The 22765-nt window shown below is 71.8% G+C and carries 19 protein-coding genes and 3 pseudogenes; 14 read left to right on the forward strand and 8 right to left on the reverse strand.

Going from position 1 to position 22765, the window contains the following annotated elements; genetic code table 11:
- Window positions 1-91: 91 nt before the first annotated feature.
- Together ACIQK6_RS06170 and ACIQK6_RS06175 are read right to left on the reverse strand one after the other, a co-directional pair.
- Window positions 92-1600, reverse strand: coding sequence for a DUF4246 domain-containing protein (locus ACIQK6_RS06170; protein ID WP_329096141.1), 1509 nt, complete (start codon window positions 1598-1600; stop codon window positions 92-94).
- A gap of 449 nt (window positions 1601-2049) precedes the next feature.
- The gene (locus ACIQK6_RS06175; RefSeq protein ID WP_402694412.1) at window positions 2050-2574 is read right to left on the reverse strand and encodes a peptidylprolyl isomerase; all 525 of its coding nucleotides are present in this window, start codon (window positions 2572-2574) and stop codon (window positions 2050-2052) included.
- Between the two features lie 652 nt (window positions 2575-3226).
- Here ACIQK6_RS06175 and ACIQK6_RS06180 point away from each other — a divergent pair.
- From ACIQK6_RS06180 to ACIQK6_RS06210, 7 genes and pseudogenes are all read left to right on the forward strand, one after another.
- Entirely contained in the window at window positions 3227-3907 is a 681-nt protein-coding gene (locus ACIQK6_RS06180) for an FG-GAP repeat domain-containing protein (protein WP_402694413.1), read from the forward strand.
- An 11-nt stretch (window positions 3908-3918) separates the two neighbouring features.
- Window positions 3919-4803 carry an FG-GAP repeat domain-containing protein gene (locus ACIQK6_RS06185; protein ID WP_402694414.1) on the forward strand — a complete coding sequence of 295 codons (885 nt, stop codon included), beginning with the start codon at window positions 3919-3921 and terminating at the stop codon, window positions 4801-4803.
- A gap of 4 nt (window positions 4804-4807) precedes the next feature.
- Window positions 4808-5953 (forward strand): hypothetical protein, encoded by a 1146-nt coding sequence (locus ACIQK6_RS06190; RefSeq protein ID WP_329096147.1) that lies wholly within the window; start codon window positions 4808-4810, stop codon window positions 5951-5953.
- Window positions 5954-6026: 73 nt separating this feature from the next.
- Window positions 6027-6173 carry a hypothetical protein gene (locus tag ACIQK6_RS06195; RefSeq protein WP_402694415.1) on the forward strand — a complete coding sequence of 49 codons (147 nt, stop codon included), beginning with the start codon at window positions 6027-6029 and terminating at the stop codon, window positions 6171-6173.
- 391 nt (window positions 6174-6564) lie between these two features.
- Window positions 6565-10395: an AAA domain-containing protein gene (locus ACIQK6_RS06200; protein ID WP_402694416.1), complete on the forward strand. Its 3831-nt coding sequence runs from the start codon at window positions 6565-6567 to the stop codon at window positions 10393-10395.
- Window positions 10396-10579: 184 nt separating this feature from the next.
- Window positions 10580-10852, forward strand: a pseudogene (locus ACIQK6_RS06205) (hypothetical protein); the annotation flags it as partial.
- A gap of 342 nt (window positions 10853-11194) precedes the next feature.
- Window positions 11195-11704: a cupin domain-containing protein gene (locus tag ACIQK6_RS06210; RefSeq protein WP_329096153.1), complete on the forward strand. Its 510-nt coding sequence runs from the start codon at window positions 11195-11197 to the stop codon at window positions 11702-11704.
- A gap of 45 nt (window positions 11705-11749) precedes the next feature.
- Here ACIQK6_RS06210 and ACIQK6_RS06215 read toward each other — a convergent pair whose 3' ends face one another.
- Window positions 11750-12130: an ArsR family transcriptional regulator gene (locus ACIQK6_RS06215; RefSeq protein ID WP_329096155.1), complete on the reverse strand. Its 381-nt coding sequence runs from the start codon at window positions 12128-12130 to the stop codon at window positions 11750-11752.
- A 97-nt stretch (window positions 12131-12227) separates the two neighbouring features.
- On the opposite strand from ACIQK6_RS06215, the gene ACIQK6_RS06220 reads away from it, so the two are divergent.
- Window positions 12228-13508, forward strand: a complete 1281-nt coding sequence (locus ACIQK6_RS06220) for an MFS transporter (protein WP_402694417.1) — start codon at window positions 12228-12230, stop codon at window positions 13506-13508.
- 232 nt (window positions 13509-13740) lie between these two features.
- Here the strand turns inward: ACIQK6_RS06220 and ACIQK6_RS06225 are convergent.
- A pseudogene (locus ACIQK6_RS06225) lies at window positions 13741-13845 on the reverse strand (universal stress protein); the annotation flags it as partial.
- 185 nt (window positions 13846-14030) lie between these two features.
- Here ACIQK6_RS06225 and ACIQK6_RS06230 point away from each other — a divergent pair.
- On the forward strand, window positions 14031-14402 hold the full coding sequence (locus tag ACIQK6_RS06230; RefSeq protein WP_329096159.1) for an SAV_915 family protein: 372 nt from the start codon (window positions 14031-14033) through the stop codon (window positions 14400-14402).
- A 13-nt stretch (window positions 14403-14415) separates the two neighbouring features.
- Window positions 14416-15750 carry a diaminopimelate decarboxylase gene (gene lysA / locus ACIQK6_RS06235; RefSeq protein ID WP_329096161.1) on the forward strand — a complete coding sequence of 445 codons (1335 nt, stop codon included), beginning with the start codon at window positions 14416-14418 and terminating at the stop codon, window positions 15748-15750.
- A gap of 194 nt (window positions 15751-15944) precedes the next feature.
- On the opposite strand, the gene ACIQK6_RS06240 is transcribed toward lysA, so the two are convergent.
- Window positions 15945-16118 (reverse strand): hypothetical protein, encoded by a 174-nt coding sequence (locus ACIQK6_RS06240; protein ID WP_329096163.1) that lies wholly within the window; start codon window positions 16116-16118, stop codon window positions 15945-15947.
- Window positions 16119-17080: 962 nt separating this feature from the next.
- Here ACIQK6_RS06240 and ACIQK6_RS06245 point away from each other — a divergent pair.
- From ACIQK6_RS06245 to ACIQK6_RS06255, 3 genes and pseudogenes are all read left to right on the forward strand, one after another.
- Window positions 17081-17335: pseudogene (locus ACIQK6_RS06245) on the forward strand (short-chain dehydrogenase); the annotation flags it as partial.
- Between the two features lie 203 nt (window positions 17336-17538).
- On the forward strand, window positions 17539-17874 hold the full coding sequence (locus ACIQK6_RS06250) for a metalloregulator ArsR/SmtB family transcription factor (protein ID WP_326709596.1): 336 nt from the start codon (window positions 17539-17541) through the stop codon (window positions 17872-17874).
- A gap of 1 nt (window position 17875) precedes the next feature.
- Complete coding sequence (locus ACIQK6_RS06255; protein WP_402694418.1) at window positions 17876-18595, forward strand: cation transporter; 720 nt, start codon at window positions 17876-17878, stop codon at window positions 18593-18595.
- A gap of 70 nt (window positions 18596-18665) precedes the next feature.
- Here the strand turns inward: ACIQK6_RS06255 and ACIQK6_RS06260 are convergent, their stop codons facing one another.
- A complete protein-coding gene (locus ACIQK6_RS06260) occupies window positions 18666-19352 on the reverse strand; it encodes a response regulator (RefSeq protein ID WP_402694419.1) in 687 nt (228 codons plus the stop codon).
- A 428-nt stretch (window positions 19353-19780) separates the two neighbouring features.
- Here ACIQK6_RS06260 and ACIQK6_RS06265 point away from each other — a divergent pair, with 428 nt between their 5' ends.
- Window positions 19781-19924: a hypothetical protein gene (locus ACIQK6_RS06265; RefSeq protein WP_329096168.1), complete on the forward strand. Its 144-nt coding sequence runs from the start codon at window positions 19781-19783 to the stop codon at window positions 19922-19924.
- On the opposite strand, the gene ACIQK6_RS06270 is transcribed toward ACIQK6_RS06265, so the two are convergent.
- Window positions 19902-21806 (reverse strand): serine/threonine-protein kinase, encoded by a 1905-nt coding sequence (locus tag ACIQK6_RS06270; RefSeq protein WP_402694420.1) that lies wholly within the window; start codon window positions 21804-21806, stop codon window positions 19902-19904. The two genes, ACIQK6_RS06265 and ACIQK6_RS06270, sit on opposite strands and share 23 nt — an antisense overlap.
- Before the next feature lie 61 nt (window positions 21807-21867).
- A complete protein-coding gene (locus ACIQK6_RS06275; RefSeq protein WP_329096172.1) occupies window positions 21868-22734 on the reverse strand; it encodes a GNAT family N-acetyltransferase in 867 nt (288 codons plus the stop codon).
- Window positions 22735-22765: the final 31 nt, after the last annotated feature.

The following is a 22765-nucleotide window of genomic DNA, read 5'->3' on the forward strand; positions in this document are numbered from 1 at the left end:
CGGCGGGTGCCGGGGCCCGCCGGATGGGTGTCGTCGCCCGTTGATTCCTTCCTCCGCGACTGCGCAGGCCTGGTCGCGGGCCGGAAGAGGTTCAGTGCTCGCAGAGGGAGAATTCTCTCTCGTAGAGCTGCTCGTTGTGTTCGTCGACGAAGAACTTGCGTTCCTGCATGAGTTGTTCCCGGTAGTCCTTGGCCTGCTCGAGCGTCATGGTCGAGGTGTCGGACCAGGGTTGTTGCGGCGGCACATCGGATGTCGAAACGATCCTTTCCGACGGATCGACCAAGAAGAACGCCAGAATCTTGCGGTGTCCCGGGCGTGTGGGGTCCGACAGGCGGAACGAGCCGACGCGGTGCTGCAGGATGTTCGGGAACGCCAGGCAGCGGCCCGCTGGGGTCGATGTCGATCCCAGCATCTGGTTCAGTGCGTCTTCGTCCTCCAGCCCGTAGACCTCGCGCAGGCCGTCGTCGTCGTTCTGTTCGTAGTTCGGGTCGTCGAGGGCCGCCCGGAAGCTCAGCCGGCTCTCGGTGATGTTCTCGCTGTCCCAGTAGTAGATGCCGGTCGAGACGATCCGCTCGTTCATCATCCCCTCGACGTGCCAGGAACCGCCGGGGTACTCGGGCTTGTCCGGGGTGAGATGAATGGTGGCGAGTTTGACGATGACCTGCAGGCTGCGCCCGCGCAGGTCGACCCGGGAGGATTCTCCGGGCAACTCGGGCGCCGTGAAGGCCGGGGCGTCCGGGACGGCCGGGCGACGGTTTTCCCACCAGTCGTCATGGGCTTCTCCCCATGCACGGCGGGCTTCCGCGTAGGCCCCGTCATCGTCGTAGGAGGTCCTCTTCGGATACTCCGGCTTCGAGTCGTACCACCCGTAAGGATCGGCCTCGATTCGCAGGGGTCGCGGATGGCGCAGATCGGTGAGCACGTTCTCCAGCAGCGGGCGGAAGCACGCGAACAAGTCCGGTAGGACGGAGGCCAGTTCGCGATGAACCTCGGGGTGAACGTTGTTGACGTAGGAACGGAAGGCGACGGCGCCGTCGTCACTGACGTCGACGTCTGTGGGCAGCCACTGGAATTTCTCCGAGAACTCGTACTTCGAGTAGCGGTCCGTCGGATTCTCCCAAGCCCTCTCGGGCGCCCCGCTCACCTCTCTCACCAGGCAGAACAGTGAGGGATGAACGAGATCCAGTACCTGGCCGTCGGATCCGGGGTGCCAGTCCCGTTCCGCTTCGGGGGCCCGCTCCAGAACCCGAACCGCCTCGCGCAGCCGGAATCCGAGCTCGTCGTCGACCAGCGCGTCCGACTGCCACACCCCGTCGACGGCGGACACCTCGACGCCGGTTCGTCCGTCCCTCAGCGCGGCGTAGTGCAGGAGTTCGGCAAGCACGTGACGAACCTGAGCTTCGGTGAGGCCTTGGGCCACCGCCTCCTGCATCCACCTGGCGACGATGTCGGCATCGTTCATCTTGTCAAACCACCCCGGCTTGGCCCGAATGAGCGCGCTGTACTGCATCATCTGAAGTTCCCGCAGTGTTCGGGGTGTCGCGAACGACAGGGAACGGGAAGCAGCAAAAGGCAGCGGGAAAGCAGGCAGGCCGGTCAATTCTCTTGGTCCTTGCTCAGTAGGCGTGCTGTGGCGGGAAGGATAGTTCAGCCGACTGACATCGCCCGCCCGTGGTCCCTGTCATCGCCGGTCCGGGAGCCAGGCTTCGACGTCGTAGCGCGAAGGACGGGCAGGGGTGGAGGCGTTGCTGCGCGACATCTCGAGCCTGCGTGGCAACACGTACAGGTCAGCGCGCCTGGCGCTCCGGCTCTGCGCGGTCGCGGAGTCCGGCCCCGGCAGGGAGCCGGGACCGGACGATCGGGGCGATGTCGATGGGCAGCACCGTGCGGAGTCCACGGGTTGAACCTTGGGCGCTTCGCGTAGTCCGGGCCCAAGGTCCGGATCCCGCCGCTTGCGCACCCGGACGCTTCACCCGGCCGGCAGGGTCCGCCGGGGACGGCCACGGGCGCCAGGCGCACTCACCGAGGACGCGGCCACGTCGCGGTGCGTCAATGCCAGCAGGACTGCCGGACGCGGCGCAGCTCGGTCCGCAGCACGGGTGTGCCGTCGACCGGTGCCGGGTCCTCCGCAGTCGGCTCGATTCCCCCGGCGGCGGTTTTGTCGAGCGTTGCCAGGCCGTCGGGGCCGACCGTGCCGAACACCGTGTAGTTCGGTCGCAGCGCGGAGTCGCCGTAGACGACGAAGAACTGTGAGCCGTTCGTGTCCGGACCGGCGTTGGCCATCGCCAGGAGGCCGCGCCCGTAGAGACGGCGGGCGCCGGTCGGATCGGTCGGTGCCGGCGGCAGGTCCACCGGCAGCTCGTCCTTGTACTTGTACCCGGGCCCGCCCTCACCGGTACCGGTCGGGTCGCCGCACTGCAGGACCTTCAGCGTCGGATACGCCGTCAGACGGTGACACACCGTACGGTCGTAGAACCCGTGCCGTGCCAGGTGCAGGAAACTCTGGACCGTGCACGGCGCCTTGGCCCGGTCCAAGTGCAGCGGGAGCGGGCCCTGACTGGTCGCAACAGCCATGTCAACCGTGCCGCGACTGGGGGTGCGCCGCGGGTCGGGCGGCAGCGGGACGGAGCGCGCCGGCGGCTCGTCCGGGGTCTGCGCGTACTGACAGGGGCCGTGCGTGGTGCGCGGCGGAGCGCCGTCGGAAGCGGCGGCGACACTCCCCCCGGACACGACTAACACCACGGCCGCGAATGCACTGATGAGTGCTCGGTTCATCTTGCACGCCCTCCCGATGATCGCCAGGTTTGGAGCGGTCGCAGTCTAGGGCGTGGTTCGGTCGGCGGGAGTGGAACTTTCGGCCGATCAGCGTCGCCACGGTCCGATGCTTCCGGAAGACACGCCCTTGGCCCTTCTGCCAGGGCCAAGGGGATCCACTGCGTGGACGCCGACCATCAAGCCTGCTGCGCCCTCGGACTGCGGGCACCCTCCCCACACTTCGCGTGAGTGCCCGGCCCAGCCCGCTGGCCGATCGTAGGAATCACCAGCTCACACCCGCGGAGTGGCTCCGGAACTGGTGGGACATCCACTCAATTTTCCCGGCGCGGCGGTGTTGACTCCACCTGACTGTCCATCACACCACCGCAGGTCGACTCCTCCCGTCGGCGTGTCACGAAATCCCCAAGGGGCGGGTACGTTGAAGACTTCCACACCACGCAGAGCCGGGCTCGTGCTCGGCTCCGCAGCCGCACTCGTAGCCGGGCTGGGTCTGGCACCGGCCGCCCAAGCCGCACCGGATCCCACCGTCTCCTTCGGCGGGGCGACCGCCGTCCCGCTGCCCGCGGGCTCCGGGAAGGGCACTGCCCCGGCGCTGGGCGACCTCAACGGCGACGGCAAGGCCGACCTCGTCACCCCGGTCAAGGGATCGAACACCCTGGTGGCCGCGCTCGGCGACGGCAAGGGCGGCTTCGGCCCCGGTGTCTCCTTCGGGCTCGACACCGGCACCTTCCCGACGGCGGTCGCGCTCGCGGACCTCAACGGTGACGGCCGGCTGGACGCGGTCGTCGCCGCGGCCCTGACCAAGCAGCCCACGCAGCTCGGCACGGAAGGCATGGGCAGCATCGTCGAGTTGCTCGGCGACGGCAAGGGCGGCTTCGCCCCGGCAACCTCCTACTCCGCGCCGACGCTGGTCAACCCATCGACGAACGCCATGCTCCCCGTGGACATCGCGGTCGCCGACATGAACGGTGACGCCAAGCCGGACGTCCTGACTTCCAACAGCAACGGCGACAACGTCTCGGTGTGGACCAACGACGGCACCGACGCGCTGGGCACCGCGAGCAACTACTACGTGGGGGGGGCGGCCGGCCCAGCAGCTACTCCGCCGGCCAGCTCCGCCCTTCCGGCTTGAAGACTGGGGACGTGAACGGCGACGGCAAGCTCGACGTGGTCATCGCGCACACCGACCGGACGATCACCGTCTTCCTCGGCGACGGCGCCGGAACCTTCGGCGCCCCGGTGACCCACCCGGTCGGCGGCAGCGCTCTCGAGGGCGTGGCCCTCACCGACGTCAACACGGACGGCAAGCCTGACCTGGTCACCAACAACGGCCCCGACAATCAGCCCACCGTCCTCCTCGGCGACGGCGCGGGTACCTTCCGCAACGCGAGCCCGCTCTACGAAGTGAAGGGCGGCGCAAACGGCTCGCACGCCGTCGGAGACCTGAACGCGGACGGCCGGCCCGATTTGGCGGCCGCGTCCACTGCTACGGGCGTTGCGGCGCAGGTGCTGCTGAACGCCTCGAAGCCGAACCGCACGGGCCAGTCGATGTCGATGCAGGTCGCCAAGGCGCCCGGTGTCCTGTCGATGGAGGTGAACCTGCCGGCCGTCAACTTCGGCACGCTGTCACCCGGCACCGTCAGCACCCCGGCCGGACTCGGCACGTTCAAGTACACCAACACCCTCTCCACCACCGCCCCCTGGTCGGTGACCGTTGCCGCCACGGACCTGGTCAGCGGCACGGACACCATCGGGTGGAGCAATCTGAAGATCACGACCGGCGGCCACCTCAATGGGACCGGCGGCCAGTGGACGGGCACCGCCAAGCCCGGCCCGGGCGGCCACTTCCCCGAGGGCGCCGACCCGCAACCGGGCACCAGCCTCTCCCCGGCCGTGACGACGGCGACCGGTGACGGCGGCACCCGCGGTGCCTTCACCCACGACGGGTCGACGGCGCAGTGGAACATCCCCGCGGAGACGGTCCCCGGCTCGTACAGCGGCACCCTGCAGTACACGATCACCGGCTGATCCCATGAACAGCTGTCTGCGCGCCCAGGGCGGCGCCACCGCCACGCACCGGGCACGGTTCCGCGCCCTGTGGTGCCTCCTCCTCACGGGCCTCCTCCTCACGGGCCTCGTGCTCGCTCTGGCGCCGGGCGCGCAGGCAGCGCCGGCCCCCGTACCGTCGCCCGCTCCGCCGGAGTCGGCGGCAGGCGCGCCGTTCGGCGTGCAGGCCGGGCTCTACGGTCTGACGACGCTGACCGGCGGGCACTTCGGGTACGCGCTGAAGGCCGGCGCCCGGATCGAGGATTCCGCGGTCATCTACAACGAGAGCGACGAGGCCCGGACCTTCCACGTCTACGGCGCCGACGTCGCCAACGCGGCCGGCGGCGGCCTGGCCCCCGCGCAAGAAGGCCAGCAGATGCGCGCGGTCGGTGCCTGGCTGAAGCTGGACTCCGAGGCCACCGTCACCGTGCAGCCGAAGAGCAAGGCCACGGTCCGCTTCTCCCTCACGGTCCCCGACGGCACCCCGCCGGGCAGCTATCTCGGCAGCCTGGTCACCGCGCTGCGCACCCCCGCGGTCAGCGGCGGCGTGAACACCGAGACCCGTATCGCCCGGCTCGTCGAGCTCACCGTCCCCGGCACCGCCGACCTCCAGGTCTCCCTCTCGGAACTGGAACACCGGCCTGTGAGCGGCGGCGAAGAATTCACCGTGACCGTACGCAACACGGGCAACGTCCTCTACACCCTCGCCGGAACGCTGAACGTCACCGGCGGCAGCTCCGCGCGTACCGTCCCGCTCACCCCCACGGGGATCTACGTGATCCCCGGCGGCAGTGCCACCATCACCGGCCGCCTCGCCGACCTCCCCGCCCTCGGCCGCCGCGCGGTCACCGCCTCGGTGACCGCCACGGTTCCCGGCGGCGCGGCGAAGACCGTGGACAGCAACACGGTCCGGCTGTCCTACTTCCCCTGGCTCACCGCGGCCCTCACCATCGGCGGCCTCCTTGCCCTGGGCCTTCTGTTCGTCATCACGCGCGAGCGACGGCGTGCCTGGCTGCGGCGTCGCGCAGCGGAACGTACCGCGCTGCGCGCCCTGCGGCGGGAACTGCGGGCCGCGAACCCGCCTGCCGGCGACCCTCATGAAGCGCAGGCGGGCGGCGCCGAACACCCGTAGCCGGGGGGAACGGGCCGTGGCGGGGCCGGCCGTGTTCCCAGGCGGGCGGAGGAACGAGCCGTCCGCGTCGGCGGTGGGCTACAAGAGCCTCGACATCAGCTTCAAGACCTACCGCCACCTCAGGCCCGGCTCCATCGGCGAAGCCGCCAAGATCCTCGACGTGGGCCTGGCCGCACAAGCGCTCCGGACGGCACGCCCCCGGTCCTGTCGGCGCTGGTAGCCCTCCCGTCGGGCAAGCACGCACCCCCTGACTGCTCCCGACAGTGGGGGCCCACAGGCGTTCCACCACGCCCCTGGCGCCTTCCCGCTCCGGGCCCGATTCGGCCGAACCGGCCCTGTGCCCCTGGGCGTTCCGGCGCCGCAGGCCCCGCTGATCGGGACTCGACCCGATGACGGTCCGGTAGATTCGGCGATACGGCTGATCTTCAGGGGAGCGGCAGAATGCCGCACGAGCGAGACGGGGGCAGTGGGTGCGGAGCAGACACACACGGGACCGTCGGCGGGAGGCCCTGCTGGAGTGCTGGCGTGCGATCGAGCTGTTCAGCCCGCCGACCATTCCGGCTCCGCCCCGTCGGCGGCCCGCTGCGCGCTCCGGGCCGCGGGAGGAGTACGTGGTCGACTTGGCGCCGGAGCCGGGCCGGGTGCCACCGCTCCTGCCGTGGGATCCGGACCATCCGGAGACGGGGGCACGGCGGGCACCGTACGGCCGGATGTGGCGGCATGACGTCTACTGCGGGGTCTTCGACCTGGAGCTGCTCCGCCAGGCGATGATCGCGGTACTGCCCGCGGGGACCGATCCCGACCCCGGTGTGCCGCAGTCCGAGCTGGTGCTGTCGGGCCAGAGCGCGATGTTCGCGCTGGTCCTGGACGACGAGGGCCGACCGCTTGAGGACACGTCCGTGATCTCCGCGTGCGCCTGGGCGACCGGCCGCCTGTTCGATCCGGGGCCGTCCGCACCTGGCTGGCTGGACGGATTCGAGGAGCTCGACGACGCGTTCGGCGGGGCGATCGACGAGCTCACGGCCACCGCGATCCCTTACGGCCCCACCGCGCCGGCCGCCGGAACGGCGTACGAGCGGTGGCCCGGCTCCGAGGGTGCGGCGAGAGCGCCGGGCGCGGCCGGCGGCGGCTGGCAACGGCTGCTCGCCGAGATCCTGGGCGGCGCTGCCGTCGGGGCGGTCGGGGCCCTGTTCGGCGAGGTCGCCGGCGCCGCGCTGCAGGGCGCGGCGGAGCCCCTGGTTCGCCGCGCTGCGGACTGGGTCGCGGCCCGCCGCCCCGCCGAGGAACAGGTGGAGTCCGGGCGGCCGGACGGCGCCGAGGGTGTTCCCGAGGGGGCATCGCCCGATGGTCCGGACACGTCGGCGGGGTACGGGGCTGGCGCCGGTCCCCGTGCGCTCGGGGTCGCCGATCTGGTCGCCCTGACCGCGCAGATCGCCGACCTGTGCGGGGTTCAGGACCACCTGCGGCCGCAGGTGGTCCGGGTGCGCAGCAGGCTGGTCCACCGGCCGCGGGACCCGCAGGCGAAGGTCGCCGCCGCCGCGCCGTTCTTGAACAGTCTGCTTCCCCCTGATCTGGCCCGGGTGTCCGCGGCGGTCGGGAAGGGGATCGGCCCGGCGCTGGAGGCGTACCTGACCGAGCTCGACGCCGTCGACGTGGGGGCGCGGACGGACGTGCGCCGGGAGCGCGGGGTCGTTCTGGAAGGGGTGGCTCCGGATCTGGTTCCGGCCGGCCGCTGGCCCGCACCCGCTCGGTTCCCGCTCGCGCTGAGCCAGCAGTTCGCGGTCGACCGCATGCTCGCCGACCGAGCGGGAACCGAGGGCGGGACGTTCTCCGTGAACGGCCCGCCCGGCACGGGCAAGACCACGATGCTGCGCGACCTGGTCGCCGCCCTGGTCGTCGAGCGGGCGGCGGTGCTGGCCGCGTTCGACCGGCCCTCGCAGGCGTTCACCGGTCCGGCGTGGCGGGGCAAGGACCGCCAGGGCAGGCACGCCCGCTTCGTGTCGCGGCTCGACCCTCGGCTGACCGGGTTCGAGATCGTGGTCACCTCGTCCAACAACGGCGCCGTGGAGAACATCACCGCCGAGCTGCCCGGCATCGGTGCGCTCGACGATCACTGGCACAACGGCCCCGACCATTTCTCCGACCTCGCCTCCGCGCTCCTTGGCGGGCCGGCCTGGGGTCTGATCGCGGCGGTGCTCGGCAACAAGGCCAACCGCAAGGAGTTCGGGGAGCGGTTCTGGTGGGGCCGGCTGCCGGAGAAGGAGACCGACGCCCGCAAGGCCGCGGAGCTGCCGCCGCTGCGCGGCATGCGGGAGGTCCTGAGCGACTGGATTCCGCCCAAGCCACAGCCCGGTGGCCGCGGTCTCTTCACCCAGGCGGACCAGGTCGCGGCCGTGACCGCCCGGCCCGCCCGGCCCGTGCCCTCGTGGACTGACGCCGTTGCCGCGTTCCGTACCGCCCAGATCGAGGTCGAGCGGCTGCGCGCCGGGCGCGCCCGGCTGGCCGGGGTGCTGGCGGGCGTGGAGTCCCCGTCGGCCGGGCAGCGGATCGCGGACCTGGAAGCCGCCGTGTCCCGGGCCGACCAGCAGGTGGCCGCCGCCGCTGCGGTCCTGGACCGGGCCACCGCCGCCACTGCCAGCGCCCGGACCGCCACCGCGGCGGCCGAGGCCGGACACCGGACGGCCTCGGAGCACGTACCGCGGGCCCGCCAGGAGTTGGCCACCGCCCGCGCGAACCTGTCGGCCGCCCGTGAACTGGCCGCGCACCAGCGCGAGTACGTGACCGCCCTCACCGCCCGCCACGACACACCCCCGGCCGTCGAGCGGGGCCTTCGCGGCGGGCTGCGCCGCCTGCTGCAGAGCACGGCCGACCGGCAGGCCGCCGAACGGCAGCAGGAGCACGCTCGGGCCGAGATCGCGTACTTGCTCGTCCAACAGCGCACCGCGCTCGAGGACTCCCTGGAACAGGTCGCCGAAGCCGTGCGCACCGAATCCCTGGCCGCCGGCTGGCACGCCCGGTCCGGCAGCGCCGTCGACGAGGCAGCCACCAGCCTCACCGCCGCCCTCGCCCACGAACGAGCGGCGAGCGCACGGGAGTCCGCGGCAGCCGCCTCCCTTCGGCAGGCGAGACAGACCGCCGACTCGTCCCGCCGCGATCTTCGGGGCGCCGTGGCCGAACTCGACGGCCGCCACCGCGAACTGCGCGAGGCGGCGCGGACGCTGCCGTCCTTGCCGCTCGGCTGGGCTCACCTCGACGAAGCCGATCAGGAACTCGGCTCGCCCTGGTCCGACGGGGCCTGGTCCACCGCGCGCTGCGACCTGTTCCTACGCGCCCTCGACCTGCACCGCGCCTTCGTCGCCGGGGCCGCGAAGAACGTCCGCGGCAACCTCCAGGTCCTCATGGAGCTGATGGCCGGGACCAACGGGCCCGTCCCCGACGAAGAGGTCGCGCACGCCTGGCAAACCCTGTTCCTCCTGGTGCCCGTCGTCTCGACCACCTTCTCCTCCATCGGGAGCATGTTCGCCCGCCTCGGCCGGGAGTCCATCGGCTGGGTCCTCGTCGACGAGGCCGGGCAGGCCACCCCGCAGGCCGCCGCCGGCGCACTGTGGCGCGCCCGCAGGGCCGTTCTGGTCGGCGATCCGCTCCAGCTCGAACCCGTCGTCACCATGCCCGAGGCCCTCCAGCGCCGGCTGCTGCGCGCCTATGGCGTCGACGAGCACTGGCTGCCGTCGGCCACCTCGGCCCAGGCCGTCGCCGACCGGACCAACCGCTACGGCACCTACCTGCCGGCCCCGGACACCAGCGACGAGCACGTCTGGGTGGGCTCGCCGCTGCGCGTGCACCGCCGTTGCGAAGAGCCGATGTTCACGGTCAGCAACGAGGTGGCGTACGGCGGCCTCATGGTCCACGGCACCGGGCAGAAGGCGTTCCCCGATGCGGAACGGGACGGGCTGTTACCCAGCCGCTGGCTCAACACCGACGACCCGTCCCGTCCGTCCGATGCGCCATGGGGCGACCGCGACCGCCGAGCCTTCGAGTTCGTCCTCGGCCACTTGCACCGGCACGGCGTCGCCGTCGAGCGCGTGCGCGTCATCGCCCCCTTCCGGGCCCTCGTCGCCGAATGCCAGAAGATCTGCCGCGGCCGTGACGGCTGGACGTCGGAACTGATCGAGGAGCGCTGCGCCACCGTCCACCGGGCGCAGGGCAAGGAAGCCGACGTCGTCGTCCTCGTGCTCGGCGGCGGCCGGCCCGGCGCCCGCGACTGGGCGGCCCGCACCCCGCACCTGCTCAACGTCGCCGCGAGCCGCGCCAAACGCCGCCTCTACGTCATCGGCGAGCGCAGCCTGTGGGCCCCGCTCCCGCACTTCGACGTCCTCGCCGCCGAGCTGCCGGAGTTCCACCACCTCCGCGACCGCGCCAGCTGGCCGCCCGACATCGAGTGACCGCCGACGGGGCGGCAGAGCGGAGGGCCACACGCCCGTCGCGGCGCGACGATCACAGCGGACGACTGCCCCCGCACCGGGGTGAGCGAACCCACGGCCACATCCCGCTGGCCCGGATCGCGGCCACCCCCGTCGGGGCCGGCACTCCCGAAACCGAAGGCCCGTACCCGTACCCGTCACTGCGACGAGGACCGTCCTCACCCGGGCCCGTCTGACCCTCGCGGACATCGACACCTTCGCCGGCAACGAACCGTTCGCCGCACAGATCCTCGCCTACTGCACCGCGCCGGGCCTGGATCCGGAACGGATGAACCCGCACGGCGGCTCCATCGCCCTCGGCGAGCCCTACGACGCCGCCGGTGCCCTGCTGACCACCACCGCAGTGACCACTCTGCGCCACGACGGCCTCATCACCGCCCTGATCACCGTCGTCGCCGCCGGCGGCCAAGGCATGGCCGTGCTCCTGGAAGGAACGCACCTCGTAGCCCGCATCGGACGATGCGCTGCCGAGTGGCCGTCGAAGGCCGCGGACCGGCCGTGCGGCACCCGGATCCCGGCGAGGCGTGAGCGATGGGGTGCTGCTGCCTGCGGTCAGCCGGCCCCCGCGGCCGGGCCTTGGCCGAACCGGGAAGCATCCTCAACCATGGCGTCCAGGCGTCGTCGTACAGTGCGCAGCGAGAGTCTCCGCGCTCCCCGGCCGGTGAAGCGTCTCCGTCGGCTTCGGCTACTCACTGCTGTCCCTGTCGCGGACAGCGCGCGGGCGCCAGGAGAACCCCGTCAACGACTGCAGGAGGACAGCGTGCTCACAGCGCACCAGTGGATCGACGCCCTCGGCCTGGAAGCCCACGTGGAGGGCGGGTACTTCCGCCGGACCTTCCAGGCGGACCACCGCCGCCGGATCCGCACACCCGATGGGGACCGTTACACGCTGACCTCCATCCACTACCTGCTCACCCACTGGTCCCCGATCGGTCACTGGCACCTGAACCGGTCCGACATCCTGCACTTCCACCACCACGGCGAACCCATCACCTACCACCTGCTCCACCCCGACGGTCGCCACTCCACCGCCGTCCTCGGGCCGGACCCCGGCCAAGGACAGCTCCTCACCCTCGCCGTGCCGGGAGGCATCTGGAAGGCCTCCCACCTCACCGCTGGAGACCACGCCCTGATCAGCGAAGCCGTCGCGCCCGGCTTCGACTACGCCGACATGACCCTCGGCCGGCCCGAGGAGCTCATCGCGCGCTTCCCCGCGCATGCCGAGCTCATCCGCCGCTACTGCCGCCCCGCCCAGCAGGGCGAGGGCTGAGATGACCAGGAGGACGAGGTACTGCAGCGAGCCCGCCACGCCCCGCTACCGCGGGGCGGGCGTCCAGTCCGCGACGAGGTCGAGGAGTCCGGGGAAGCGCGCGTCGAGGTCGTCGACGCGTACATGGCTGCGCCGCTCCAGTCCGTACTGCCGCTGCCTCGTGATGCCCGCCTCGCGCAGCGCCTTGAAGTGATGGGTGAGGGAGGACTTGGGTCGGTCCAGGCCGAACCACCCGCAGGAATGGTCGAACTCCTCGGACTCCAGGAGGAGTTTGCGCACGATCCCCAGGCGCAGCGGATCGCTCAGCGCCCCCAGGACCGTTTCGAGCCGCAGTTCGCCCACCGCCGGTTCGGCAAGGGGCTCCGGGAGCCCGGCAGGCTCCGGCAGCACCTTGATGGTGGTCGCTGATCGCGTTGTCGCGGACATAGGCCACTCCTCATAACCCGAATCCTATGTACGACTTAAATCGTACAACATGCTAAGTTCGACTTAACTCGTACATGCCTCGACGGAGGAAACGCTCATGTCGGAAAGTCGAACGGTGCCCACGTACGCGGCGAGCGGAGCGCGGCGCACCAAAGCGGCGCAAACGGCACAGGGTTCGAGCCCTGCCACGGCCACCCCGGCGCCCACCTGGTGGGTCTGGCTGGCCGCCTGGCCCGTCACCGCGGTGTTCATCCTGTCCAACGCGGCCACCCCGTTGTACGTGCTGTGGCAGAAGGACATCGGTTTCTCCAAGGGCACCCTGACCGTGGTCTTCGCGTTCTACATCGTCGGACTGCTCGGGTCCCTGCTCGTCTCGGGCGTGGCCTCCGACCGGCTCGGCCGCAAGCCCGTACTCCTCCCCGCCCTCGCCCTCGGCGTCGCGGCATGCGTGATCTTCGCGACCGCCTCGTCGGTGGCCGCGCTGATCGTGGCCCGTCTGTTCACCGGCATCGCCGTCGGCGCCGTCGTCTCCGCCGGCATGGCCGCGGTGACCGATGTGGCCGGGCGGGCGCGCAAGCGCCTCGCCGCCCTGCTCGCCTCGTGCGCCATGGTCTTCGGCGCGGGCCTCGGCCCGCTCCTCGCGGGCATCCTGTCCGAAACGGCGCCGGCCCCCACCACCACCGTCTTCATCATCGAGATCGTGCTGCTCGCGACCGCGATCCTCGCGGTGCTGCGCATGCCCGTACGTCGGCCCACCACACCCCCGAAGGGCGCCTGGGTCCGCATCCCGGGCGTACCGAAGGGCAACGGCCTGCAACTCATCCTGGGCATCGCGGTGTTCGCCCCCGGCATCACCGCCACCTCGTTCGTCCTCTCACTCGGCCCCTCACTCCTGTCGGGCCTGCTCGGCACCACCAGCCGGGTGGTGGCCGGGGTCATGGCCTTCGCGATGTTCCTCTCGGCCACCGGCGTGCAGTTCGCCGTCCAGAAGTTGCGCCGCCGCACCATCCTGATCACCGGGGCGGCCGGCACCACCCTCAGCATGGCCGCCCTCGTCGTCGCCGTGCACTCCTCGTCGGTGGCGGTCCTCATCGCCTCCGCACTGCTGGCCGGCGCCGGGCAGGGGACGGGCCAGCTGGGCGGGCTCTCGCTGCTCAACTCCACTGTGCCGCCGCAGCGGCTCGCCGAGGCCAACGCGGCCCTCAATGTGGGCGGTTACCTCCCCGCCGGCATCCTTCCGGTCTCCGCCGGTTACCTGAGCGACGCCGTGGGCCTGACCAATGGGGCGACCGTCTTCGCCGCCGTCCTGACGGCCCTCGCGGTGATCGGCGGCCTCGTGGTGATCAGCACCCGCCGCCGGGCCCCCGAGCCCGCCTGAGCCCCTCGACCGCAGACCGCCGTACGGCAGTGCACCGCAGTCCCCTGCGATGCTCGGATCCACCGACGAGGTCGTCGGAGGCAGTTCCGGGGAGGGAATCGGAGGGCCTTCGTGGCCCGGCGCGCTCTTCCGCGGGCACGACCAGGAGGGTTCGCTCCACCCGGAACCGGATTGCAGCACCCGTTGGGCAGCAGGGTGCCGTCGGCGGGCGCAGGACCCCGGTGCTGCAGGCTCACGGGGCCAGTTCGCGCGGGTCCAGGGGAATCCTCCAGGCATTGCGGCGGTGCACGGTTTCCAGCTCGGCCTGGAGCGGGGACGGTGGGACCGCCAGGACGGGGCCCTGATGCGGCCGAGCGCGCGGAGCGTCAGTGATCCGTATGGACTCGGCCCGCCGCCGTCAAGGTCCCGTCATGGGGTGGCCGCAGGTGCGTTCAGGCGGGGATAGCTTCGGTGTCGTGCCCTGGGCTGCCTCCCCGCGTCCGGGGCCTCAACCGTCACTCGTGGTTCCTACGGGAGGGCCTCATGTGTTTGTTCCAGTACGACGACGACCCGGAGCCTGAAGAACGTGTCCCGGCCGGGCCGCTGTACGTGCCGGTCCTGCCGGGTAGGACGGAGGTGGTGGTCCGCATGTTCCGCACCCCGCTGGGAGCACGTACCGCTGTGGGCTTCACCAGTGCCGAACGGCTGGCCGCGGCGCTCGGCGCCGGCCAGCCCTGGATCCGGCTCGCCGAGTCCGCGCTCCGCGCGATGGCCGAACCGCTCGGAGCATCGCTGCTGACCGTCGACCCGACCCTCACCGCACCTGCGGTGACCGGGACGGTCGGCGGGGAGGTTGCCGGGGCGGTCACCGCTCCCGTCCCGCAGGCTCCCGAGACCCCTGCCCGGACCGTCTGAAGGGAATCGCACCATGACCATCGCCTCCCTCTCGGAGATTCCGGCCGGTCCCGGTGAACTGTCCGTGTGGCCCGCCTCCACCACCCGGCTCCGGCACGGCGACGTGGCCGTCGGCGGGGTGTCCCTGACGGAGATCGCCGATCGCTTCGACACCCCGGCCTACGTCCTGGACGAGGCTGAGGTCCGCGAGCGGTGCCGCACCTACCGCGCGGCCCTTCCCGAGGCCGACGTCCTCTACGCCGCCAAAGCCTTCCTCTGCCGCGCCATGGTGCGCTGGGTGGAGGAGGAAGGACTGGGCCTGGACGTCTGCTCAGCCGGCGAGCTGGAGCTCGCCGTCACGGCCGGGTTCCCGCCCGAGCGGATCGTGCTGCACGGCAACGCGAAGTCGCCCCGGGACATCGGGACGGCACTGCGGCTCGGGGTCGGTCGCATCGTCATCGACGGTCCGTCCGAGATCGCCCGGATCGCGGCCGCCGTCGGGCCGGAGGGGCACCAGAAGGTGCTGGTGCGGGTGGTGCCGGGGGTCTCTGCCGGGGGCCACGCGAAGATCCGCACCGGCACGGAGGACCAGAAGTTCGGCCTGTCGCTCACCGATGGATCGGCGCAGGAGGCCATAGCGCGGATACTTGGCCAGCCACAGCTCGAACTGACCGGTCTGCACTGCCACATCGGCTCCCAGATCACCGAGGTGGAGCCCTACCTGGTCGCCCTGCGCAGGATGGTCGGGCTGATGGCCCGCATCCGCGACACGCACGGCATCGTCCTGCCCGAGCTGGACATGGGCGGTGGCCACGGGATCGCCTACCGGCCCGGAGAGTCCGCCCTCGACCTCACCGCCCTCGCCCGCGGCCTCCGCGCCGAGCTCGGCGACAGCTGCGCCGCCGCGGGCCTGGCCGTGCCCCGGCTCGTCATCGAGCCGGGGCGTGCCGTCGCCGGTCCTGCCGGAATCGCCCTGTACCGTGTGCTCGCCGTCAAGCACACCGGAGAGAAGGTGTTCGTCGCCGTCGACGGCGGCATGAGCGACAACCCGCGACCTGCCCTGTACGGGGTGCGCTACGCACCCCGCCTGATCGGCCGGCACTCCAGCGCCGGCGCCTGCACGGCCACGGTCGTCGGACGGCACTGCGAGGCCGGTGACGTCCTCGCAGCCGATGTGGAACTGCCGGGCGACGTCCACCCGGGTGACCTGCTGGCCGTACCGGTGGCCGGCGCCTACCAGCTGTCCATGGCCTCCGGCTACAACATGGTGGGACGTCCCCCGGTGATCGCGGTCCACGAGGGCACGTCCCGGGTGCTGGTACGACGCGAGACGTTGGAAGACCTCCGCAGCCGGGACATCGGCAGCTAGGCCGTCTCTTCCGGACCTTGCCGGGCCCGCGACGCCCGGCACCGCACCCGGCCGCGTTGTCGGGGCGCCCGAGTACGTCCAGTACACGGGCGCCCCTCCGCCTTGCCGGCCTTCTCCTCGGCCCTGGCGGGCCTGGGGAGACCCCATGGCACCGGACGCCGCGGGCTCGGCCGACAAGATCCGGAAGAGACGGCCTAGGGGCGGTAGACGAGCTCGATCACGATCGCGGCGATCACCGCCCAGACGCCGATGCCGAGCAGCCACAGGGCGTCGAGGGCAGCGCCCGTGGCGATGAGGGTCAGGCCGGCCGCGGCGAGGACGAGTACGGCCCGACGAACGGTGCGGTCGGGGCGCGAGCGAGTGGTCACATCAGTGAGGATCCCGCCCGACTCTCATCATGGCGAGGGTCGGGCGGGCTTTCTGTCGGCGTTTTGACGCGGGCGGGTCAGCCGGCGTGGACGTGGCGGCGGGAGCGGTCCGGTTCGGCTTCCCGGATGACCTCGCCGGTGACCGGGGCGACTTCCCCCCTGGCCGCTGAGGAAGAAGCGCAGGCATTGCACCCGGAACCCCATCCGCCAGCCCAGCAGCCGGCCGGCCCGCTCGCACGAGCGGAGGAACCTGCGGGCGGCCGGTGGTCGGCACGGCCGGCCGCAGGGTCGCTAACGGCGCCGTAGCGCCCGGAGGACAGCGCGGCGCACGCTCAACGGTTCCGAAGGCGGAACCCGCGGGTCGAGGCGCCGGCCATTCCCATGGCATCCATCCCACAGCCCCGTGGGGCCGTTCTCAATGCCCCTTACGGGCAATTGATTCCGCCGTGACGGAATTCGTTCGCATGGGGCGGGAACGGGCAAGGGCTGCACGCGAGCCGCCCGGATCCGGCGCCCCCACGCCGGATTCCGGGCGGCTCATGTGTTGTGCGTCGGTTGACCGACGCGCGGTCGCATCCGGCCGGACCCCCCACGGGCGGGACGGGATGCGTCGTCTCGGCGGTGTTCAGGTCACCACCGTCCGGCCGCGCGCCACCGGGCCGTCACCCGGCTCCGTCGCACCATCAGTCTGTGACCGGCCGACGGCTGCGGCAACACGTCCTGACGCGTTCCTTCCATCGAGTCGTCGATCTTTGACGCGCCGTTGATGACGTGCACGAATGCACGCGCGTCGTGTCATCGGACGCACGTCAGAAGGCTGTCAAGGACGCGTTCGGGATCTTGTCCCGCCGCCCGGGATGCGCTGGGATGGGGTCATGAACAGCGGTCCACGCCACGACGATCGGCCACCGAATCCGGTGCAGCCGACGGCGCCCGCTGTCCGCCCGGCCGTCTGACACGGGCCGCGCGTCACCGCGGTCTCCGTCAACCCCGGCGTGTGCGAGACGGGCCTCCTCCCGCTGTACGGGAACGAAGGCGCATCGGCCGCGGAGGGCGCGCGCCATGTCGTGGCGCTCTGCGACCCCGGCACCGAAATCGCCAACGGCGCCTACTACGACCGCGACGAACGCGTGGCCCCGGCTCCCGCCGCGACCGACGAACGCACCATCAAGCGCCTCAACAAGCTCGCCGACCTCCTCGTCGGCCACACCGCCTGAAGGGATACACGGACATGTCCAAGCGCGCACGCAAGAAGCGGGCCCGCCGCAAGAAGGGCTCCAACCGCGGCAGCAAGCCCTGCTGCTGACGAACGACCCACACCGCGGGGCGGCCCTCCGGCCAGGGCCGCCCCGCTCCGGTGCCCGGGCCTGCCATCAGTTCAGCATGTCATGAATTCACGATTGGGTGTACTTTCATGGGTGTGCTGACCCTCGCTGCCGACATCGAGGTGCTGGCGCGGTTCGGCCGCGCCCTCGCCGACCCGATCCGCTGCCGGATCCTCCTCGCCCTGCGCGAGGCCCCGGCCCACCCCGCCGATCTCGCCGACACCCTGGAGATCTCCCGGACCCGACTGTCGAACCACCTGGCGTGCCTGCGCGACTGCGGCCTGGTCGTCGCGGTGCCGGTGGGCCGGCGCACCCGCTACGAGCTCGCCGACGAACGCCTCGGGCACGCGCTGGACGACCTGCGCACCGCCGTGGTCGCCGTCGCCGCCGACAAGACCTGTGCGGACGCGGACGAGAAGGGCTGCTGCTGAGATGACCGCCGAGATACCCCTCGGCACAGGACCGGCCCCGGCCCGCCGCGACGCACTGACCCGCCGAATACGACTGCTGGTCGCGGCGACCATCACCTACAACGTCATCGAGGCGATCGTCGCCATCACGGCCGGGACGATCGCCTCTTCCACCGCGCTGATCGGCTTCGGCCTGGACTCCGTCATCGAGGTCTCCTCGGCCGCAGCGGTCGCCTGGAAGTTCTCCGCCCGCGACCATGCCGTGCGCGAGGCCCGGGAGAAGCGAACGCTGCGGATCATCGCGGTGTCGTTCTTCGCGCTCGCCGCCTACGTCGGCATCGATGCCGTCCGCGCCCTGGCCGGCAGCGGAGAGGCCGAACGCTCCGTCCCTGGCATCGTCATCGCCGCCGTGTCCCTGGCCGTGATGCCCTTCCTGTCCGCCGCCCAGCGCAGGGCCGGCCGCGAACTCGGCTCCGCCAGCGCGGTTGCCGACTCCAAGCAGACGCTGTTGTGCACCTACTTGTCCGCCGTACTCCTGGTCGGCCTGGTCCTCAATGCCACCCTGGGCTGGTCGTGGGCCGACCCCATCGCCGCCCTCGTCATCGCCGCGATCGCGGTCAAGGAAGGCCGCGACGCCTGGCAGGGCAGGGGCTGCTGCGCGCCGTCAGCCGCCGTTGCCACCCCGTCGGAGGCCGAGGTCGGCACCTGCGGTTGCCGCCCCGAGTGCTCCTGCTGCGCATGATCGATGGTCTGCGGCTCCTGCGCTGCCGTGACGGCTCGCCCCTGCGATACACCGGGCACCTTCGCCGTACTCATGCGTCGAAGCGGTACCCCAGGCCGGAGACCGTGATCAGGTGGCGCGGGTGGGACGGGTCCGCTTGCAGCTTCCGCCGCAGGTGGGCCATGTACACGCGCAGGTAGTTGGTCTGCGAGCCCCGGGAGGAGCCCCACACCTCCTGGAGCAGCCGTCGCTGGCTGACGAGCCGGCCCTTGTCGCGGATCAGGACCTCCAGCACGTGCCATTCCGTCGGCGTGAGCCTGATGTTCTTCCCCTGGCGCCTCGCCCTCTTCGCGAGCAGGTCGACGGTGAACTCGTCCGTCTCCACGACCGCTTCGTCCGCGGCGACCGGGTCCTGGGGCAGCGCGCGACGAGCGACGGCGCCCAGCCTGGCCAGCAGCTCGTCCATACTGAAGGGCTTGGTGATGTAGTCGTCGGCGCCCGCGTCCAGGGCCCGGATCTTCTGCTCGGAGCCGTGGCGGGCGGACACCACGAGGATGGGCACCTGCGACGATGCGCGCAGCTGCTCGATCACGTCGATCCCGTCCATGTCCGGCAGGCCCAGGTCGAGCAGGACCACGTCCGGATGGCGTCCCGCGGCGGCCTCCAGAGCCGTTCCGCCGTCCTGCGCGGAGGCCACGTCGTACTGGCGTGCCTTCAGACTGATGACCAGGGACCGCACCAGCTGCGGTTCGTCATCCACCACCAGCACCCGGGTCATCGGCGTGCCGCCTTCCTGTCGTACGTCATGTGCGGAGCGAGCCGGGACCGGCCCGCATGTGGCCGCCCGCGCCCAGCAGCCACGGCTCGGTCAACGCCGGTCCGGCGGCATGGAGCAGTGTTCGGAGGGAACGCTCCCTCGATGAAACAGCGGTTCCCCGACCGCAACGGCGTACCTTGACAACGTCCATACGGGGAAGGCCGCGACCTTGACGACCCTCATACGGAATTCCTAGTTCCGAACCCCTGCGGCCGCAGGCCAGCCCCGTCAAGATGCCGTCGCCGCAGCGTCAGCAGTCCATCAGGGCTCGCGGCAACTGCCCCGACCAGGCCTAATGTCGTCCCCATGGGACGACGCAACACTCGGTCCGCGACCGATGCACGGGCCGGGCATGCGGGCCCCGGGACCATTCGGTCCGCAACCCCGCCATGTGGCAGCGTGTCGACACGGACACCCACACTTCCCTCCAGAGCGGCACCCTGCTGTGCGGAGCGACCGCCCTGCGCCGGCTGGCGGCGCGCATCGACCGCGAAACGGCCGAGACGGTCTTCAGGGTCTCCGGTTTGCGATGACCGGCACCCCGACGAGGGTCTGTCCGTCACCGGCCGGAGGAAGCAGGACGATGCTCAGCTGGGCGACGTCCTCGTCCCCGTGACGGCCGGGCGGCAGGTCGAACAGCAGGTGGTAGTCGCACGAGTCGTCGTCCGGAACGTCGATGGGGTACTCGGTCACACCGGGGCCGAGCTGGTACCCGCGGCCGGTGAGATCGTCCACGGTCGGCGTGAGCTGCTTGACGAACCGGACGCGGCAGCCTCCCGGCAGCGCGATCCGCAGGGCGAGGGTACGGGCGAACGCCCGGCGGGTCCGGGCGACGAGCGAGATCAGTTCTCCGGTGAGGCCCGAGGCGGGCGCCGAGGGATCCATGACGATGTCCATCGTGCCGGACAGCGCCGTGGTGATCGCTCTGACCTGCGCCACCTCCCAGTCGGTGCCGATTCCGCGGGCGTGGCAGGTGAAGCGGCCCGCGCACGAGGCGAGCACGGCCGACAGCTCTTCCGGACTCTCGGCCGTGGCCGTCAGGTCCGTGAGGAGGACCGCCGCGCGCACCGCCTCGCCGTGACCGGCCAGGAGCCGGTCGGCGAGCCGTAGCCACCTGCCGAAGGCAGCCACCGCGATCGGCTCCAGCCCGGCCAGCGCGACGCGCGCCTCGGCCCTGGCCTCTGCGGTCGCCCGGACCAGGCGCATGGTGTCGGGGTAGAGCATCCGGGCATGGTCCGATCCCGCCACGACGGCGAAGGCAGCATCCTCGTCCAGGCTGTCGACGGCAGCACCGACCGCGGCCCGGACGGCGCGGAAGTCCGCTTCGCAGAGTTCGTCGGAAAGCCCGAGCAGGAAGACCAGGGCGCGGGGCGCAGCGGCCGCCGTGTCGTCGGGTGCTGCGCCCGTACCCGTCACCGTCACGATCGCGTTGGCCTCGGTCGCCTCCGGGTGGAGCACCTCGTTGTAGTCCGCCTCCATCGTGAAACCTGCGGTGCGAGGAGCCGGCGCCGGGCGGCCGGCGTACGCGTACCTGGGATCCGGTCGAGAGGTGGAAGCGGACGTAGGGCCCTGTCGGGGCGCGGACAGCGGCACCCCGGCACGCCGAGGGGCGAGGTCTCTGAGCCGGTCGGCCACGACCCCGGCGTAGGCCGGACGGTCAGCGGGCTCCTTCGCGAGCAGGACCGAGACGAGCCGGTCGAGCTCGACGGGCACGCCCGGCCGCAGGGAGGCCAGCCGCGGGGGTGGGGTGTGGATGTGATCCATCATCACGACCCGGAAGTCTCCGTGTGTCGTGAAGGGCGGCCTCCCGGTGAGAAGGGCGAACAGGACGCAGCCGAGGGCGTACAGGTCGGCCCGGCCGTCGACCCGCAGGCCCCGGCACTGTTCCGGCGCCATGTAGTCGGGCGTTCCCATCAGGCTGCCCTCACGGGTCAGCCCGGAGTCCGCATGGACGAAGCCCGCGATCCCGAAGTCGCACACCTTCACCCGGCCGCCGTCCACCAGCATGAGGTTGGCGGGCTTGATGTCCCGGTGGACGATGTCCGCCCGGTGCGCGTACGAGAGCGCCTCGGCGACCTGCGCGGCCAGGTCCACCGCCCGGCGCACGGGCAGCCCGGACTTCCCGTCCTGCAGTACCGAGCCCAGATCGCGACCGTCCAGCAGCTCCATGACCAGGTGGAGCCGTCCGTCCTGTGCGCCGCTGTCGAAGACCTGCGTGATGCCCGGATGCTGGAGCCGCGCCGTGACCCGGGCCTCGCGGTGGAACCGGTCCACGACGTGGCCGTCGGCCAAGTCCGGGGGAAGGAACTTGATCGCGACCTTGCGATCGAGCCGGGGATCGTGGGCCCGCCACACCTCGCCCATCCCACCGCGTCCGAGCAGGGCTTCCAGCCGGTACCGGCCGCCGATGTGCATGCCAGCGACGTTCAAGGCCCCTCGCTTCCGCCCGGTCATCCGGACCGGGCCCGCGCTGCCCCTACCGGGTCCGCCCGCCGCATCGTACTGAGCGGCCCCTCCCCCGTGCCGTCCCTGCGGAGAAACCGGCGAAGACCGGGCGAGGTCGGGCCGCCCGCGCCCCCTGGTAGGCCTGCCGGCGGGCGGGGCCCGTCGCGTAGTGGACGTCCTCGCGGGTCAGGCGGAAGCCGGCCGACCAGGCCAGGAGGCGGCTGGGGCGGTTGTCGCGCGAGCAGGTCCAGCTCGGCGTGCGGCCGCGGGCGGCGATGTCCTGGCACAGGGCGGTGACGCAGGCGAGGGCGAGGTGTTGCCGGCGGTGGCCGGGGTCGGCGAGGGCCGCTACGTCCTCGTACCGGCTGCCGAGGAAGTAGGTGCAGGCCAGGGAGAGGGCGCGGCCCCGGTGGAAGGCGCCCCAGCAGAGCCCGGAGGACGCGAGCTGCTCGGGGCCGCCCCAGGTCTTGTGGATCCAGGCCGCCCCGGGACCGAGTGCGACGACGGCCGGCGTGTCCTCGGGGGCCGGCCGGCGCACCGTGATGCCGGGAGCCGGGCGGGCTGCCATGGCGGGCGCCTGGTGCACGTAGACCATGCGCTCCCACGGATCGACCTTCTGGAACACGCCGCCGAGGACGGATAGGAAGCGGGCCGGGGCCTCGATGTAGCTGCCCGCGAACCGTGCGAGGGCATCGGGTGCGAGAGAGCCCGGGTCACCGCGCAGCAGGAGATGGTCCCCGCTGGAGACCGCGAGCGCCCTCGGGTCCACGACACGGTCCGCCCACCAGCGGCCGCCACCGGTGGCGATGACGTGCTCGGGCAGAGCCGCGACGCCAGGGGCCCCGCCGGGGAACCAGCGGGCCAGAGCGGGGAGACGGGAGGGAAGGAGCTCGATCACGACGGACGCCGCCTAGGTCGAAGGGGGGAGA

Origin of the sequence: Streptomyces sp. NPDC091682, from assembly GCF_044756625.1 — a bacterium.
Classification (GTDB): Bacteria; Actinomycetota; Actinomycetes; order Streptomycetales; family Streptomycetaceae; genus Streptomyces.

Excerpts from the sequence above, each read along its gene's own strand:
- ACIQK6_RS06220 (WP_402694417.1), top strand. The coding sequence starts at position 12,228 with ATGTCGGAAAGTCGAACGGTGCCCACGTACGCGGCGAGCGGAGCGCGG.
- ACIQK6_RS06175 (WP_402694412.1), bottom strand. The coding sequence starts at position 2,574 with ATGGCTGTTGCGACCAGTCAGGGCCCGCTCCCGCTGCACTTGGACCGG.
- ACIQK6_RS06190 (WP_329096147.1), top strand. The coding sequence starts at position 4,808 with ATGAACAGCTGTCTGCGCGCCCAGGGCGGCGCCACCGCCACGCACCGG.
- ACIQK6_RS06260 (WP_402694419.1), bottom strand. The coding sequence starts at position 19,352 with ATGACCCGGGTGCTGGTGGTGGATGACGAACCGCAGCTGGTGCGGTCC.
- lysA (WP_329096161.1), top strand. The coding sequence starts at position 14,416 with ATGACCATCGCCTCCCTCTCGGAGATTCCGGCCGGTCCCGGTGAACTG.
- ACIQK6_RS06230 (WP_329096159.1), top strand. The coding sequence starts at position 14,031 with ATGTGTTTGTTCCAGTACGACGACGACCCGGAGCCTGAAGAACGTGTC.
- ACIQK6_RS06265 (WP_329096168.1), top strand. The coding sequence starts at position 19,781 with ATGTGGCAGCGTGTCGACACGGACACCCACACTTCCCTCCAGAGCGGC.
- ACIQK6_RS06215 (WP_329096155.1), bottom strand. The coding sequence starts at position 12,130 with ATGTCCGCGACAACGCGATCAGCGACCACCATCAAGGTGCTGCCGGAG.
- ACIQK6_RS06255 (WP_402694418.1), top strand. The coding sequence starts at position 17,876 with ATGACCGCCGAGATACCCCTCGGCACAGGACCGGCCCCGGCCCGCCGC.
- ACIQK6_RS06270 (WP_402694420.1), bottom strand. The coding sequence starts at position 21,806 with ATGCACATCGGCGGCCGGTACCGGCTGGAAGCCCTGCTCGGACGCGGT.